The sequence below is a fragment of the Paraburkholderia rhynchosiae genome (genome assembly GCF_002879865.1).
Classification (GTDB): Bacteria; Pseudomonadota; Gammaproteobacteria; order Burkholderiales; family Burkholderiaceae; genus Paraburkholderia; species Paraburkholderia rhynchosiae.
On the sequence record NZ_PNXY01000012.1, the window covers coordinates 141,986 to 157,711 of the forward strand.

At 63.0% G+C, this 15,726-nt stretch carries 15 protein-coding genes; 13 read left to right on the top strand and 2 right to left on the bottom strand.

The window, feature by feature from the left end:
* Window positions 1–95: 95 nt before the first annotated feature.
* The 3 genes from C0Z16_RS18395 (at window position 96) to C0Z16_RS18405 (ending at window position 4,141) form a co-directional block, all read left to right on the top strand.
* Complete coding sequence (locus tag C0Z16_RS18395) at window positions 96–1,619, top strand: MDR family MFS transporter (protein WP_244201275.1); 1,524 nt, start codon at window positions 96–98, stop codon at window positions 1,617–1,619.
* 350 nt (window positions 1,620–1,969) lie between these two features.
* Window positions 1,970–3,010, top strand: a complete 1,041-nt coding sequence (locus C0Z16_RS18400) for a hypothetical protein (RefSeq protein ID WP_102633540.1) — start codon at window positions 1,970–1,972, stop codon at window positions 3,008–3,010.
* Window positions 3,011–3,067: 57 nt separating this feature from the next.
* The gene (locus C0Z16_RS18405; protein ID WP_102633626.1) at window positions 3,068–4,141 is read left to right on the top strand and encodes a TAXI family TRAP transporter solute-binding subunit; all 1,074 of its coding nucleotides are present in this window, start codon (window positions 3,068–3,070) and stop codon (window positions 4,139–4,141) included.
* A gap of 37 nt (window positions 4,142–4,178) precedes the next feature.
* On the opposite strand, the gene C0Z16_RS18410 is transcribed toward C0Z16_RS18405, so the two are convergent.
* Window positions 4,179–5,615 (bottom strand): aminotransferase-like domain-containing protein, encoded by a 1,437-nt coding sequence (locus C0Z16_RS18410; RefSeq protein ID WP_102633541.1) that lies wholly within the window; start codon window positions 5,613–5,615, stop codon window positions 4,179–4,181.
* A 115-nt stretch (window positions 5,616–5,730) separates the two neighbouring features.
* On the opposite strand from C0Z16_RS18410, the gene C0Z16_RS18415 reads away from it, so the two are divergent.
* The 7 genes from C0Z16_RS18415 (at window position 5,731) to C0Z16_RS18445 (ending at window position 12,880) form a co-directional block, all read left to right on the top strand.
* On the top strand, window positions 5,731–6,618 hold the full coding sequence (locus tag C0Z16_RS18415; protein ID WP_102633542.1) for a DMT family transporter: 888 nt from the start codon (window positions 5,731–5,733) through the stop codon (window positions 6,616–6,618).
* Between the two features lie 115 nt (window positions 6,619–6,733).
* Complete coding sequence (locus C0Z16_RS18420) at window positions 6,734–7,333, top strand: GNAT family N-acetyltransferase (protein WP_102633543.1); 600 nt, start codon at window positions 6,734–6,736, stop codon at window positions 7,331–7,333.
* A gap of 58 nt (window positions 7,334–7,391) precedes the next feature.
* Window positions 7,392–8,243, top strand: coding sequence for a MerR family transcriptional regulator (locus C0Z16_RS18425; RefSeq protein WP_102633544.1), 852 nt, complete (start codon window positions 7,392–7,394; stop codon window positions 8,241–8,243).
* Window positions 8,244–8,412: 169 nt separating this feature from the next.
* On the top strand, window positions 8,413–10,014 hold the full coding sequence (locus C0Z16_RS18430; protein WP_102633545.1) for a flavin-containing monooxygenase: 1,602 nt from the start codon (window positions 8,413–8,415) through the stop codon (window positions 10,012–10,014).
* A 49-nt stretch (window positions 10,015–10,063) separates the two neighbouring features.
* The gene (locus C0Z16_RS18435) at window positions 10,064–10,972 is read left to right on the top strand and encodes an SDR family NAD(P)-dependent oxidoreductase (protein WP_102633546.1); all 909 of its coding nucleotides are present in this window, start codon (window positions 10,064–10,066) and stop codon (window positions 10,970–10,972) included.
* An 85-nt stretch (window positions 10,973–11,057) separates the two neighbouring features.
* Window positions 11,058–11,939 carry a metal-dependent hydrolase gene (locus tag C0Z16_RS18440; protein WP_102633547.1) on the top strand — a complete coding sequence of 294 codons (882 nt, stop codon included), beginning with the start codon at window positions 11,058–11,060 and terminating at the stop codon, window positions 11,937–11,939.
* On the top strand, window positions 11,936–12,880 hold the full coding sequence (locus C0Z16_RS18445; protein WP_102633548.1) for an alpha/beta fold hydrolase: 945 nt from the start codon (window positions 11,936–11,938) through the stop codon (window positions 12,878–12,880). The genes C0Z16_RS18440 and C0Z16_RS18445 overlap by 4 nt, the downstream gene beginning before the upstream one ends.
* Here the strand turns inward: C0Z16_RS18445 and C0Z16_RS18450 are convergent.
* Window positions 12,855–13,409, bottom strand: a complete 555-nt coding sequence (locus tag C0Z16_RS18450) for a putative glycolipid-binding domain-containing protein (protein WP_102633549.1) — start codon at window positions 13,407–13,409, stop codon at window positions 12,855–12,857. The two genes, C0Z16_RS18445 and C0Z16_RS18450, sit on opposite strands and share 26 nt — an antisense overlap.
* Window positions 13,410–13,659: 250 nt before the next feature.
* Here C0Z16_RS18450 and C0Z16_RS18455 point away from each other — a divergent pair, with 250 nt between their 5' ends.
* From C0Z16_RS18455 to C0Z16_RS39350, 3 genes are read left to right on the top strand one after another with little or no spacing between them, the layout of a single operon-like run.
* Window positions 13,660–14,556 (top strand): urea transporter, encoded by an 897-nt coding sequence (locus tag C0Z16_RS18455; RefSeq protein ID WP_102633627.1) that lies wholly within the window; start codon window positions 13,660–13,662, stop codon window positions 14,554–14,556.
* Window positions 14,557–14,600: 44 nt separating this feature from the next.
* On the top strand, window positions 14,601–15,377 hold the full coding sequence (locus tag C0Z16_RS38780) for a class II aldolase/adducin family protein (RefSeq protein WP_102633550.1): 777 nt from the start codon (window positions 14,601–14,603) through the stop codon (window positions 15,375–15,377).
* Window positions 15,358–15,660: a 4-oxalocrotonate tautomerase gene (locus C0Z16_RS39350; RefSeq protein WP_279635070.1), complete on the top strand. Its 303-nt coding sequence runs from the start codon at window positions 15,358–15,360 to the stop codon at window positions 15,658–15,660. The genes C0Z16_RS38780 and C0Z16_RS39350 overlap by 20 nt, the downstream gene beginning before the upstream one ends.
* The last annotated feature ends 66 nt before the right edge of the window (window positions 15,661–15,726 follow it).

A 15,726-nucleotide genomic window follows, 5' to 3' on the forward strand; every position in this document is an offset into this window, starting at 1 on the left:
GACGACAGAATGTCGCATATATTAATCTCTGAATTAATTAATTTCAAGACGCGCATGCCATGCAACACTCGACCATCACGCAGCCCGACCACCTAATGAACGGCCACTCGCAGGCCGTTGCACCGCCAAACGAGGCGTCAAGCACTCAAGTTGCCGATCATCCGCCGATTCGCCTACTGTTCCCCGCGCTGCTGCTCGTCATGCTGCTCGCAGCGCTCGATCAGACCATCGTGTCGACCGCGTTGCCGACCATCGTCGGCGAACTGGGCGGACTCAACGATCTGTCGTGGGTCGTGACCGCTTACCTGCTCAGCTCGACCATCGTCGTGCCGCTCTACGGCAAGCTCGGCGACCTGTTCGGCCGCAAGATCGTGCTGCAAACGGCGATCGGTCTGTTCCTCGTGGGCTCCGCGCTGTGCGGCATCGCGCAGGACATGACACAGTTGATCGTGCTGCGCGCCTTGCAGGGACTCGGCGGCGGCGGCCTGCTTGTAGTGACGATGGCCGCCATCGCCGATGTAATCCCGCCCGCCGAGCGGGGCCGGTATCAAGGCGTGTTCGGCGGCGTGTTCGGTCTCGCGACCGTGATCGGTCCGCTGCTCGGCGGCTTTCTCGTCGAACATCTCACGTGGCGCTGGATTTTCTATATCAACCTGCCGCTCGGCATCATCTCGCTCCTCGTGATCGGCGCGGTTTTCAAGCCGCACGTACGCCACGTGAAGCACACCATCGACTACATGGGCGCTGCGTTTCTTGCCGGCGCGCTCACCTGCATCATCCTGTTCACGAGCCAGGGCGGCACGATCCTGCCCTGGTCGTCGCCGCAATTGTGGTTCACGCTCGGTATGGGCCTCGTCTCGCTCTGGGGTTTCATCCACGAAGAACGCAGCGCCGCCGAGCCGATCATGCCGCTCGAACTTTTCAGGCAGCGAACATTTTTGCTGAGCAGTCTGATCGGCTTCATCGTCGGCGTCTCCATGTTCGGCTCTGTTACGTTTCTGCCGCTCTATCTGCAGGTGGTCAAAGGTTCGACGCCGACGCAAGCCGGCATGCAGATGCTGCCCATGATGGGCGGCCTCTTCACCATGTCGATGGTGACGGGCCGCGTAATCAGCAAGATTGGCCGTTATCGCATGTTCCCGATTGCGGGCACGTTGCTCGTGGCCATCGCGATGCTTCTGCTTGCACGTTTGCAGATCAGCACGCCGATTCATGTGATGTATCTCGACATGGGCATTCTGGGCTGCGGTCTCGGCATGGTGATGCAAGTGCTGATCCTCGCCGTACAGAACACTGTTGAATTCAAGCACATGGGCGTAGCGACGTCGGGCGCCACGCTGTTCCGGTCGATTGGCGGTTCGATCGGCGTGGCCGCGTTCGGCGCGGTGTTCTCGAACGGCCTCGCCGCGCGCCTCGAAAACCTGATGCCCCCGGACACCCAATTGCCGCATGCGCTCGGGCCCACGGCGATTCATCAGTTGCCCGGCGCATTGCGCGCCGATTATTTGCAGGCATTCGCGGGTGCGTTGCACACGGTATATCTGTCGGCGGCTTGCGTGGTGCTCGCCGCGTTCGCATTGGCCTGGCTGCTCAAAGACCATCCGTTGCGTCAACACTGACGCTGTTGCACCTATTTGGGCACGTGTGAAAACACTGATTGCACGCGCCTGAAGTTCCGCCTTCAGCGGCGCGCCATAACATAAAAAATACGACGCCCGTTCGTCTTCCTGACATGCGCGATCATTCGTCCTACCTGGTAATGTGCGGTAGCGCACACAACATAGGGTCGATCGTCCATTGACGCGCACGCCGAAACGCCACATATTGAAACCCGCGGCACGGCAAGCTTGACTTGCGTGTCCGGACTCTCTGGCGCATGTAGATCGTGGTTTCCGCGGCCCCCCACACCGCCTCAAACGCGATCGGGAGCATGCCTTACGGCATTGTTTTCCACAGGTGGAGCCATAGCATGTCCACTCAGACTTTAGCCGGCCATCATTTTCCGACGCCCTGCAAACGATGTGGCGGTGCCCTGTACCGGCAAGTCGATTGTTGCCCGTATTGCGGCGCGGTTCATCCGCTCGACACGGACCCGCCTGTCCATAGCACGTTGCACGCTACCCGGGTGAGCCCGATGAACATGTCGACGCTGCACGACAGCTTCGGGCCGCCAGCGATCAATGAGCCCGACTTCCCCGGCGGCGCACTGCATGCCGGTGTAAATCTCGCTCCCGCCACCGCGCTTCATGCGTCGTCGTCGTTGCTCTCGCACGATACGCCGATGGTCCCGCTCCCCGAGCCCGTCGAGTTCGCATATCGCAGCAGACTGCGCATACGCAACGCGCTCCTCACGATCGCGGCCGTTGTCGCCACCGGGCTGGCCTATGTCGGCTATGCACTATTTAGCGACAGTCGCGAATCGCGTTACGGCAGCAGCGAGCAAGCCGCGGAAACGACTCACGACGCGAGAACGACAACCGGCACCATCGCGCGATACACGCCGGACCCGGCGACTGACTCGCGCGCCATCGCCACGCCGGGCAAAGCCGTTATGGCAGCCAATGCACCGAACGTCATCCAGATGACGTCGACAGCGCCGCCGATCGCCGCGGCTTCGGCTAAACCTGCGGCACCGCAATTCCGTAGCGCAGCGCAAGCGTTGCAGTCGGCGCGTGTCGCATTCAACGCCAACGATCTCAGCGCGGCGCAAGCCGCCCTCGGCGCAGCGCTGTCGCTGCAACCGGATAGCAGCGATGCGCAGAGCCTCGCCTCCGAATTGAAGCCGTTGACCGCGCGCCGCGATGCCGCGTTGCTCGCGGCGCAAATGTGTGCGGGGCAGCAGTCATGGCCTTGCGCGCGTGAGCATGCGAACGAGGCCCTCGCGATCGACACCGGTAACGACGCCGCGAAGACCATTCTGGAACGTGTGATTCGCGAAACCGGCTGGGCGCCGCTCACTTCACCGCCCGTGACCGGCGCTCAGGCCCATCGACAGGTCGCCAATCAATAGCCTGGATACCGAATCGAATGGACAGAGCTGCACCAACCTGATCGATAGGTGAAGACCATGCTAAAGCAACTTATGACGGGATGGCTGGGACTGGCGCTGACGGTCATGTCTTCGCTGGCCAGTGCGGAACCGGCGCACTACAAGATCGTCACCGGCCCGGAACGGGGCACGTACATCCAGATCGGCCAGGACCTGTCGAAATGGGTCGCACAGCCGGCGGGCATCGATCTCGCCGTGGTGGCGTCCAAAGGCTCCGCCGAGAACGTACAGCGTATGCGCTTCGAGCCGGGCGTGAAGCTCGCGCTGGTGCAGTCCGACGTATACCAGGCGTACATCGATATGGCTAACTCGGGCAATCCTGACGCGGGCACCGCGATCCGCCCGCTGCGCCTCATCATGCCGCTCTACGACGAAGAAATTAACGTCGTTGTGCGCGCGGATTCGCCGCTGAAAACCCTGGGCGATATCAAGGACAAGACCATCAGCGTCGGTCTGCTGGGCAGCGGCACCGCGCAATCGGCCACAACGTTGTACCGTCTGATGTTCGGTCAGGCGATTCCCGAACAGAACGTGCAGCATCTCAGCAATGAGGACGCGCTCGCCGCATTGATCGTGAAGAAGGTGGACGTCGCGATTATCGTGGTCGGCCAGCCGGCCAAACTCTTCAACGACATGAATCCGGAGTTGCTGCAAGAGATCCGCCTGCTGAAAGCCGATCCCGCCGCGCCTGAAACGGTGCGCGCGAAGCAGACATATTTCCCGGCGACGATCCGCGCAACCAGCTATCCGAACTGGCTGAAAGAAGATGTCCCGACATTGACGGTCAAGGCTTTCCTCGTCACCTACGACTACGGTCTACGCGATACCGTCGGCAATCTGAATCACTTTGCCGACTCGCTCTGCGCCAACTTCGACAATCTGCAGGAACATGGGCATCCCAAGTGGAAGCAGGTCAAACTGGAGTTACCCAACCTCGTGCGCGGCTGGAAATATTACCCTCCCGTCGAGAAGCATTTGCGTGCCTGTCTCGCGAACCGAAGCGCGGGCATCAACGCGGCGGCGGCTCAGGCCGTGCAGAAGCCACGCAGTAATTGCACGGAACAGGAACGCCTGCTTCTGCTTTGCAAGTGAGTTCGCGCGGGCGCCACGCTCGCGGACAAGCCGACCGTCATGCGCGCTCGCTCACGACCGCCGCGTTTTCCATCGCCCGCTGCAAGGCCTCGTAGACCTTCGGGCGGTTGCATTGCGACACGTTGAACCGTAAGTAGCCCGTCGCGGATTGCGACACGCTGAACACATTGCCTGGCGCGAACACGACGTTCGCGCCCAACGCATGGCGCGCGATGTCGGCAGCGTCGAGCGAATCGGGCAGACGCGCCCACACGAACATGCCGGCACGCGGCCGCGTCCACACGTCGAGGCCCGCATAGCCGAGGCGCCTCATGGTCTCGCCCATCGCATCCGCGAGCTTCGCGCGCATTGATTCCAGATGACGCCGGTATGTGCCGTCCACCAGCAGGCGATGCACGACGCTTGCCGTGAGTTGCCCGTTGCCGAACGACGTGGCGAGCTTCAGGTCGATCAGCGGCTCGATCCATTCCGCGCGCGCGGCGATATAGCCGCACCGCGCCGCCGCGGAGAGCGTTTTCGAAAAACTGCCGATGGACACCACGCGCGAGAGCCCGTCGAACGCCGCAAGACGCGGCGCGGCTTCATCTTCGAAGTCGGCGAAGATATCGTCTTCCACGACGATCAGACCGTGTTCGCCCGCGAGTTTCAGCAACCGATGCGCGACCGCGGGCGCGAGCGTCGCGCCGGTCGGGTTATGAATCGCGGAATTGGTCACATAAAGCCGCGGACGATGCTCGATCAGCGCCCGTTCGAAGACCACCAGGTCGGGACCGGACGGCGTATAAGGCACCCCGACGATGCGCGCGCGGTGGGCCCGCAGCAACGCCTGAAAGTTGAAATAGCACGGGTCGTCGATCAGCACGGTATCGCCCGGTTCGAGCAGAAAGCGGCACACGAGGTCGAGCGCGTGCGTGCCGCCGTCGGTCAGGACGATCTGTTCCGGCGGCGCTTCAACACCATGCTGCGCGAGCCGCCACGCGAGTTGCTGACGCAACGCGGGCAGCCCGTACGGATTCGAGTATTCGGCGAGCGACGACTGCGGATCGCGCGCAACCGCCCGCAACGCGCGGCGCACGCCGTCCTCGGGCAGCCACGACGCGGGCATCCAGCCGCAACCCGGCTTCAGCACTTTCGAGCCGGCCTGAAGCGACTGGCGCGTGAGCCATAGCGGATCCACCTCCCGATCCAGACGCGGCCCAAGGTCGGCGAGCGCGAGCGGCGGCGCATGACCCGACACGAAAAATCCCGAGCCGCGCCGCGCGACGATCACGCCTTGCGCAACCAGCCGGTCATACGCCTCGACCACCGTCGACTTCGAGACGCCGAGCGCTTCGGTCATGACGCGAATCGACGGCACGCGAGCGCCCGGCATCAGCGAGCGGCTGGCAATGCGCTCGCGCAGATTGCCCATGACCGTACCGACACGCGTGCCTTGCGTCCTTTCAATCGCCTGCTTCGGTTCACTTTCGCCCATCTGTACTGCTCCTTCGTCGGTACAGTTTGCATGAATTGTACTGATCCGTAGCTTAACGTTTCTACGACGGAAGCGGATGCTGTAGGCTTCATTTCAATGCGTATGGACCCCTCCGATGGACAAGACAACGAACGGCTGGTTAAGCGGACTCATAGGCGTGTTGATTTTTAGCGGCTCGCTGCCCGCCACCCGCATCGCCGTGCAAGGGCTCGATCCCGTGTTCCTGACGGTCGCGCGCGCGACCATCGCGGGCACGCTGGGTCTGTTGCTATTGCTCGTGTTTCGCGAGGCACGTCCGGCGCGGCGCGATCTCGTTCCCCTCGTGGTGGTCGCGCTCGGCGTGGTGGTCGGCTTTCCGCTATTGACGGCGCTCGCGCTGCGCCACGTGAGTTCGGCGCATGCGATCGTGTTCGTCGGTTTGCTGCCGCTTGTCACTGCGATTTTCGGCGTACTGCGCGGCGGCGAGCGTCCGCAGCCGGCGTTCTGGCTCTTCTCGGCGCTCGGCAGCGGCGCGGTGGTCGCGTTTGCGATGCGCCACGGCCTTGACGCGTCTCCGGTGGGCGACGCGCTGATGCTCGCCGCGATCGTCGCTTGCGGGCTGGGTTATGCGGAGGGCGCGCGGCTTTCGCGGCACCTCGGCGGCTGGCAGGTCATTTCGTGGGCGCTGGTGCTGTCGCTGCCGGTCATGCTTCCGCTCGCCCTGTGGACCCGGCCCGCGTCTTTCGAAGGCATCAGCCCCGCGGCGCTGTGGGGCCTCGCCTATGTGTCGCTGTTCAGCATGCTGATCGGCTTTGTGTTCTGGTATCGCGGCCTCGCGCTCGGAGGCATCGCGGGAGTTGGGCAACTGCAATTGCTACAGCCGTTTTTCGGACTACTGCTCGCCGGATGGCTGCTGCATGAACAGGTGCCGCCTTCAATGATCGCCGTCACGGTCGCCGTGGTGGCCTGCGTGGCGGGCGCGCGGCGTTTTTCGAAAAACACGCCGGTGCGGCGCGCGGCCTGAACGCCGCCCACTTCACGCAACGATTTTTGACCGGCTTCAAATTCTCGCGCGCGGCGGGCATAGTAAAACGTATCCAGGAACCAGTAGGCCACCACGGTCCACACCACGACTACGTATGAGCACAACCCGCCCCGCATCCGTCACGTCTGGCACAACCGCTGAAACCGCCGCGTCGCCCGGCAATGCCCCGCTGATTCGCGACGCGACCGAAGCAGACCTGCCGGCCATCCAGGCCATCTACGCGCACCATGTGCTGACCGGCGTCGCGTCGTTTGAAGAAGACCCGCCTTCCGTCGACGATCTGCGCATGCGGCTCGCATCGGTGCGCGGTCATGGCCTGCCCTACATGGTCGCCGAGATCGACGGCGAAATCGCGGGCTATTGCTACGCGACGCCGTACCGCCCGCGAGCCGCGTACCGCAACACCATCGAAGATTCGATCTATGTGAACGACGCCTATCGCGGCCGGGGCCTCGGCCGCATATTGCTGCAGGCGTTGATCGAACGATGCGAAACGGGGCCGTGGCGCCAGATGATCGCGGTCATCGCGGACGGTGGCAGTGGTGGATCACTGTCGCTGCACAAGCAGTTGGGTTTCGAATTGACCGGCACCTTGAAGGCGGTCGGTTTCAAACACGGCCGATGGCTCGACACCACGTTGATGCAACGGACTTTGGGCGTAGGCGATACGACGCCGCCGGATCTCGGCTCCTAAAAGCACACGGCAGGCGCCATGCTGGTCCGCCCGAAGGTAGCACGTTAAAATCCCGCGCATGCCCAACATGCCGCCTTCCGCTCCGCCCTCGCCCGCTGACTCCGATATGCCGGCAAGCGCCGCGTCGCGCAACGAATACACCGTCGACGAACTGGCGCGCGTGAGCGACACCACCGTGCGCAACGTGCGCGCGTATCAGGACCGCGGCCTTCTCGCGCCGCCTGAAAAGCGCGGCCGCGTCGGCGTGTACGACGACACGCACGTGTCGCGTCTAAAGCTGATCAATCATCTGCTCTCGCGCGGCTACACGCTCGCCAACATCCAGGATCTGATCATGGCCGTCGACGAAGGCCACGATCTGCGCTCGATCCTCGGACTCGAAACCGCGATTGGCGGCCGCTGGTCGCGAGAGCGTCCAAAGAAGTACTCGCTGATCGAGCTGCTGCAGATGTTCGGCGATAAAGCCTCGCCGGGCGCGCTCGCGAAAGCGGTCGATCTCGGCCTGCTTGAACGCGACGGCCTGTCGTTTGTGTCGGGCAGTCCCACTGCTCTCGCCGCCGGCGCGACGCTCGCGAAGGAGGGCATTCCGCTTGCCGATCTGCTCGACGCCGTCGGCATCGCGCGGCCGCATTTCAGCGCGGTCGCCAAGGCTCTGGTCGATCTCGTGGTCCATCAACTGGATCGCTACGACCCGGACGCGCTGCCGCCACCCGCCGACGTGCCCGCTCTCGTCGACGCCATCTGGCGCGTGCGGCCACTGGCCATGGTGCTCGTGGAAAGCGAGATGAACCGCGCGCTGGAAGAAGCATCCGGCGATTATCTCGGCGACCGCGTCGCGGCAATCATGGAAAAGAAGCTGGGCCACGCGGCGCAAAGCGACGCCGGCAAGAACAAGCGGCCGAAGAAGTAGCCCTATGTCCTGCGCGCCTGTCGGCGCAGCGTTGACGATCGCATCAGCCCAGGTACCGCCCGCACCCTAGAGTTTCGCGTCTAAACGGCCTCTTGCGTCATCCGTTTCCCGCCACTATCGTTACATCAATCAATGTAACAGTTAAGAGCGTAAAAAGGAGTCGGCCCGGATGAACGCACGCATGCCCGATGACGCCGCGGCGCACGACCGGTCCGCGCCCCTCGAAACCGATATCGCTATTATCGGGACCGGCTTTGCGGGTCTCGGCATGGCGATTCGTCTGCGGCAAGCCGGCATGACCGATTTCGTCGTCGCCGAGAAAGCCGATTCGGTGGGCGGCACGTGGCGCGACAATCACTACCCGGGCTGCGCATGCGACGTGCAATCTCACGTCTATTCGTTTTCGTTTGCACCGAATCCGCGCTGGACCCGAATGTTTGCGCGTCAACCGGAAATCCGCGCTTACCTGGAGGAATGCACGCAACGCTTCCGCGTCGAGCGCCATTTGCGTTTTGGCCACGAACTCGCGAGCGCCGTCTACGACGAGGCGCGCCACCGGTGGCACCTGACTTTTTCCAATGGACAGCAATGGTCGGCCCGCGTGCTGATTTCGGCGATGGGCGGCCTCTCGCGCGCGGCCATGCCGGACATTCCCGGCATCGACAGATTCAAGGGCAAGACGTTTCACTCGCAGCATTGGGACCATACGTATCCGCTCGAAGGCAAACGTGTCGCTGTAATCGGCACGGGCGCGAGCGCGATCCAGTTCGTGCCGCAGATTGCGCCGCGTGTCGCGCATCTCGACCTGTTCCAGCGCACACCGCCGTGGATCATGCCGAAGGCCGACCGAGCGGTGAAGCCGTTCGAACAATGGCTCTTCAGACACGTGCCGTTCACGCAGAAAATCATGCGCTCGGCGTTGTACTGCATGCTCGAATCGCGCGCGCTCGGCTTCGCGATTCATCCCTCGCTGATGAAGACTGCGCAGAAAGTCGCGGAGCGGCATTTGCGCCGCCAGGTGCATGACCCGCAATTGCGCGCGACGCTCACGCCGAACTACACGATGGGTTGCAAACGCATTCTGATTTCGAACGACTATTTCCCCGCTCTCTCGCGTGAGAATGTTTCGCTGACGACAAGCGCGATCGAGCGCATCGACGAAGGCGCAGTGATCACCAGCGACGGCGTGCGTCACCCGGCCGATTGCCTGATCTTCGGTACCGGTTTCCAGGTCGCGGATCCGTTTCCGCCGGGAGTCGTGCGCGGACGCGGCGGCGTCGACATCGTCGATACATGGCGAGATGGCGCGCATGCGTATCTCGGTACGACGTTACCTGGTTATCCGAACTTTTTCATGATAGTGGGTCCCAACACCGGGCTAGGCCACAATTCGATGGTGTTCATGATCGAGTCGCAGGTCGAATACATTCTGCGCGCGCTGAAGGCAATGCGCGCCGAACGGGCCGAAGCGATCGAAGTTCGCCCTCACGTGGAGCGCGCATACAACGAGCAGATCCAGCAGAAGCTCGGCCGCGCGATCTGGTCGACGGGCGGTTGCAAGAGCTGGTATCTCGATCCGAAAACCGGCAGGAACACCACACTGTGGCCCGGATTCGCGTACAAGTTCCGCCAGGCGACCCGCACCTTCAGCATCGACGATTACTTCGCTTATTCGCCCACGCCGCAAACCATGAGCACTTACGCCGCCTTGCAACAGTCTGCGCGTGCGCATGGTAATGCGGGGCCGTCTGCATCCGCGGAACCGATCTGAAACACACATAACGACAGCGCACCTTCAGAGAGGACAGGAGATAAAGCCAATGAAGCATTTCACCGATAAGGTCGCCGCGATTACCGGCGCGGGCTCCGGCATGGGCCGCTCGCTCGCGATCCGGCTCGCGCGCGAAGGCTGTCACCTCGCGCTGGCCGATCGCAACGCCGCGAGTCTCGAAGAAACCGCGCGACTTGCGCAGGCCGCCGCGCCGCATATCGTTGGCGCGCCGTTGCTCATCACCACAGCCGTGCTCGATGTTGCCGACCGCGCCGCGATGTTCGCCTGGGCCGCCGAAACGGCGGCGCAGCACCGTCGCGTCAACCTCGTGTTCAACAACGCGGGCGTCGCGCTGTCGAGCACCATCGAAGGCATGGACTACGTGGATCTCGAGTGGATCGTCGGTATCAACTTCTGGGGCGTCGTGCACGGCACGAAGGCATTTCTGCCACATCTGAAGGCTTCGGGCGAAGGCCATATCGTCAATACGTCGAGCGTATTCGGGCTGTTCTCGCAGCCGGGCATGAGCGGCTACAACGCGACGAAGTTCGCCGTGCGCGGCTTTACAGAAGCACTGCGCCAGGAACTCGACCTGATGAAATGCGGCGTCTCGGCCACGTGCGTCCATCCAGGCGGGATCCGCACGAGCATCGCGCAATCGAGCCGCATTGCGCCGAACATGGTCGGCTTCATGCTCGAGAACGAACAGCAAGGCAAGGACGACTTCGAGAAATTCTTTATCACCACCGCCGACGAAGCCGCGCGCGTGATCCTCGATGGCGTGCGCAAGAATAAACGGCGCGTGTTGATCGGCCGCGACGCGCGGGCGGCCGACTGGCTCGCTCGCACGCTGCCCGCCGCGTATCAGGTACTCGTCGTGCTGCAAACGCGGCGCATGAAACGCATCGCCGTGAAGCGCGCGCGGCGCACGGCGCAATTGGGTGGCAGGCGTGTGTGACGCAAACCGCTCGACAGCCTCTTCAGCACGACGCAGCAGGATCAAAAGCAATACAAGCATTGCAAGGCTCACAAGGAGAAAGGCCATGATGCCGGTTCGCCGCGACCTACGCTTCAATCTTCCGCAGGACCGTGCCTGCGATTGGCACGCGCAAGGCTCGCATGTGACACACTTCTTCAACGCGCTTTCGCTGCTGTTCCCGGCCGGCGAGCGTTTTTTCATGGACAGCGTGCGCAATTATCGCGGCGAGATCGACGACCCAGTGCTGAAAAAGCAGGTGCTCGGCTTCATCGGCCAGGAAGCGATGCATACGCGTGAGCACATGGAATACAACGATCTGCTGCAACAAGCCGGCTTGCCCGCGCATAAGCTCGACAAACGGCTGTGGGCGATCCTGAACTTCGGCCGCAAAGTGCTGCCGCATTCGTATCAGCTTGCGGTCACGGTTTGCCTCGAACATTACACGGCGATGCTGGCTGGCCTACTGCTCGAAGACGGATCTCGCATCGACGGGTCCGTCGAAGGTTATGCGCAAATGTGGACCTGGCACGCGCTCGAAGAGACCGAGCACAAGTCCGTTTCCTACGACGTGTGGAATACAGTGCTCAAGCCCGGCTTGGGGCGTTATCTGTTGCGTACGGGCGTCATGCTTGCCACCACGTTAACGTTCTGGCTGATCGTGTTCGACTTTCATGTGCGTCTGTTGATCGCGGACCGCAAACGCGGCGATCATCTGCGCGGCATGTGGCGCGTGGTGAAGTATCTTTACGGCCCACGCCATGGCGTGTTTCCACGCATCGCAGCTGAATGGCTGAGCTTTTTCCGGCCAGGTTTTCATCCGTGGGATCACGACAATTGCGCGCAACTTTCGCGTATCGATGGCCTCGTTGCCGCGGTCGACGCCTCGAACGCCAACACGCCGAATGCGCGAAGAGCCGCGCGGAGCGGCATGCAGGCCGCTGCGTGATACGCGACACGCTATGGGTCGATGCCGGCGATGTGCGGCTCGCGGCCTACGTAAGCGGACCGCAGGACGCGCCGCCCATCCTGCTCGTGCATGGTTATCCAGACTCCGCAGCAGTGTGGGAACCGGTGCGCGCGCAGCTCGACGCGCGCCACCGCGTAATCAGTTACGACGTGCGCGGCGCGGGTGCCTCGCAAGCCCCGGCAACGCGTAACGGGTACCGTCTGGAACGACTCGCCGCCGACCTCGCGGCGGTCGCCAATGCAACGTGCGGGCGACAGTCATTTCACCTGGTTGGCCACGACTGGGGTTCGATTCAAGGCTGGGAAGCGGTAACCGATCCGCAATTCAAAGGCCGCATCACGTCGTACACGTCGATCTCCGGGCCGTGCCTCGATCATGCGTCGTTCGGGTTGCGCGACAGACATGGTGCTGATGATAAACATAGGATCTCGAAACAATCGCTTCGTAGCGGCTTTCGTCAAACGCTCAAGTCCTGGTACATCTTCTTCTTTCATCTACCGTGGCTGCCGGAACTCGTGTGGCGCCTGGGCGGCGCACGCATGTGGCCGCTGTGGCTGCGCGTGACCGAACACCTGCAAGCGCCGCGCGACCCCGCGCAGATGCGCAACGCGATCAACGGTCTGAATCTTTACCGCGCCAATTTCCTGGACAAACTGCTGCACCCGCGCCCACGCCACGCGCATGCGCCCGTGCAGTTCATCGTACCGCTGCGTGACCGTTACGTCGGACCGGAGTTATCGGTCGGGCAGGAAGGCTGGCTCGGGCCCTATGAACGCATCGAACTCGACGCGGGCCATTGGGTCGTGCTGCGTGAGCCGGAATGGATCGCCGCCAACATCGAGCGCTTTGTCGCGCGGCATCGAGCGGGCCCGGCCGGGCCGGCCACGTGCTCAATCAACGCTCGCGCGGGAGGCGAGTAAACAGCGTCGGATAGTCGATCACGAGGCCGTCTTCGTCAACCTTCATATTCGCCGTGAAGTTGCGGAAGATGCCTTCGTAGCGGTACTCGCGGTTCAACTCGATACACGAATACGCCTGCTCCACGCGCGTGACCTGCAAGTCCGGCGTCGAAATGTACGCGACCGAAATCGGCTGACGCTGCCCCTCGGCGAGTTGCAGCCGGCGAATCGGCAATGTGTTGGTGAACGGCGTCGCGGCGATATCGATGTCGATGCATCCTTCGATCGCGCTCAATACGAGGCCGTGACCATCGCGCCAATGACCGTCGCCGTCGCCATGCAACTCCAGCTCTCCCCCGCCGACGATCTTTAGCCACGCATACCGTGTGCGCCATTGCGCGTCGCAGCGCACTCTATAGTGCAATCCGTAGCCCTTGCCGTAGCGCTGTCCGACCACGGTGCTTTCCACTTCGAAACCGTCGCCGCGTACGTCGAACGCCAGATGTTCGATACCGTCGCCCTCTTGCGATGCCCAACGTAGTTCTCGCATCAGCCCGTCTCCTCGTGAAGTGCGCAGCAAGCACGCGCGCCGTGGTCCATATCGTAGCGCGAACGGTTGGCGTTCGCCGATGCGTCACACGCCGGCCATCACGCGCAGGTGTTGCAAATAGCGACTATCAACGCGCGGGCATGCTCGCAGACGTGCCGCTGCCCTATGCTCGCGGTTCACATTTATGCGTCGCGCCGCGCGCGATTGCATTGCAGGACGCACACCGCAGAATGTTCATCACTTTCAAGCCATGCACGCCGCCGCGACCGAAGCACACTCCGCCGCCTTGCGCACGCTGTTGCGCAGCATTGGCCAGATCGTGCTGCAAGCGAACGCATTCACGGGCATATGCCTGCTCGCCGGCTGGCTTCTGTGCGACCCGCGCCTCGCGTGCGCGGCGCTGATGGGCGCGGTCGCGGCCAACGTGAGCGCGGTGCTGGCCGGTCATCGCGACGATGACATCCGCGCCGGTCTGCACGGTTTCAACGGCGCATTGGCCGCGCTCGCCGCGTTCAATTTCATCGCCAACAATGCGACCGCGGTCGCAGTGGCGATTCTCGCCGCGACAGGCACGTCGTGGCTTCTCGGACCGTGGTCGCGATGGCTGCGCTCGCGCGGGCTCGGCTATTTTTCGAGTCCATGTCTGATCGTCACGTGGCTGTGGCTGCCGACGGCGGCAGGCGTCGCTCGACCGGCAACGATGCAGGCAACGCATCCACTTGACGCAATTGAACTCAGCACCGGGGTGCTTGCCAGCCTCGCGCAAACCGGTTTTGCATCGAGCGCATTGGCCGGCCTGCTCGTGCTGATCGGGATCGCCGCGGCGTCCGTAAGGCATGCGCTGCGTGCGCTGATCGGCGCGTCGCTCGCAAGCGGCGCGCACGCGCTGTTGGGCGCGACGACAAGCTCGTTCGACGCGGGCCTGCTAGGATTCAACGGCGCGCTCACTGCCCTCGCGCTGACCGATTGCGGCCTCGCGTGGCTGCTCGGCGGCGTGGCGATGTCGGCGGGACTGCAAGCGGCGACCGCTTGCGTTGGCTTGCCGGCGATGACCGCGCCCTTCGTCGTCGCCACGTGGAGCGTGCAATGGCTCAGGCAGCGCGTGATGCGAAACTGGCTGCGTGACAAGCCGACACGTCGTGCATAAGGTGCTGAGGCCGCCGTCCATCAGGCAATATCAGGAGACATCTCATGTCGTTTATCCATACACCCGCAGGCCGCATTGCGGAGTGCGGGCCGCAATCCGAAGCCGAGCGGCAGACCCGCGTCGACCTCGCCGCCGCCTATCGCCTCGTCGCGCTCAACGGCTGGGACGATCTGATCTACACGCATATTTCGGCGAGTGTTCCTGGCGAACCCGGCCATTTTCTGATCAATCCGTTCGGCCTCGCGTTCGACGAAGTAAGCGCGTCGAACCTGGTGAAAATCGACATCGACGGCAATATTGTCGGCGCGAGCGAACATGCGGTGAACGTGACCGGCTTCGCCCTGCACGCCGCCGTGCATGCGGCGCGCGCCGACGCTTTCTGCGTGATGCATCTGCATAATACGGCGGGCGTGGCGGTGTCGGCGCAACCGGCGGGTTTGTTGCCCGTGTCGCAACACGCGCTGCGCTTTTACGGCCAGCTTGCATATCACGACTATGAAGGTCTCGCGTTTACACCAGCCGAAGGCCGACGCCTTGTCGAACATTTAGCGGATAAACCGGCCATACTGCTGCGCAATCACGGCACGCTGACGATCGGGCGCACCGTCGCCGAAGCGTATGTGCTGATGGCCACGTTGCTCAAGGCGTGCGAGATCCAGTTGCAGGCGCAAGCCTGCGGTGCGCAACTGGTCGTGCCCGACGACGCCGTCGCCGCGCGCACGGCAGAGCAACTGTACGACGGCGGCGCAATTGAGGGCGGGCTTGAATGGCCCGCGTTGCAGCGCAAGCTCGACCGGCTCGATGCGGGCTATCGCAACTGAACTGAATACCGCAGCCAAATACCGGAACCGGTTACACGCGCCTGAAGACGCGGCAAATTCGCGTCGATCACATACTCAACGGAGCCAAACCATGCCCACGTTTCGTATCGAACTGTTTGAAGGCCGCTCGCTGGAACAGAAACGCGAGTTTGTCGAAGCGATCACGAAGGCGACTTGCGAGTCGCTCGGCGTGGAGCCGAATTCGGTGGATATCATTCTCACCGACGTGAAACGCGAGAACTGGGCGACCGGCGGACGCTTGTGGTCCGATGGCGAGAGCTGAATTGAAACACGCTGCGCGCATGGCGCGCGCAGCGTTTTGATGCTCAGCGACGCATGATTAAGACGC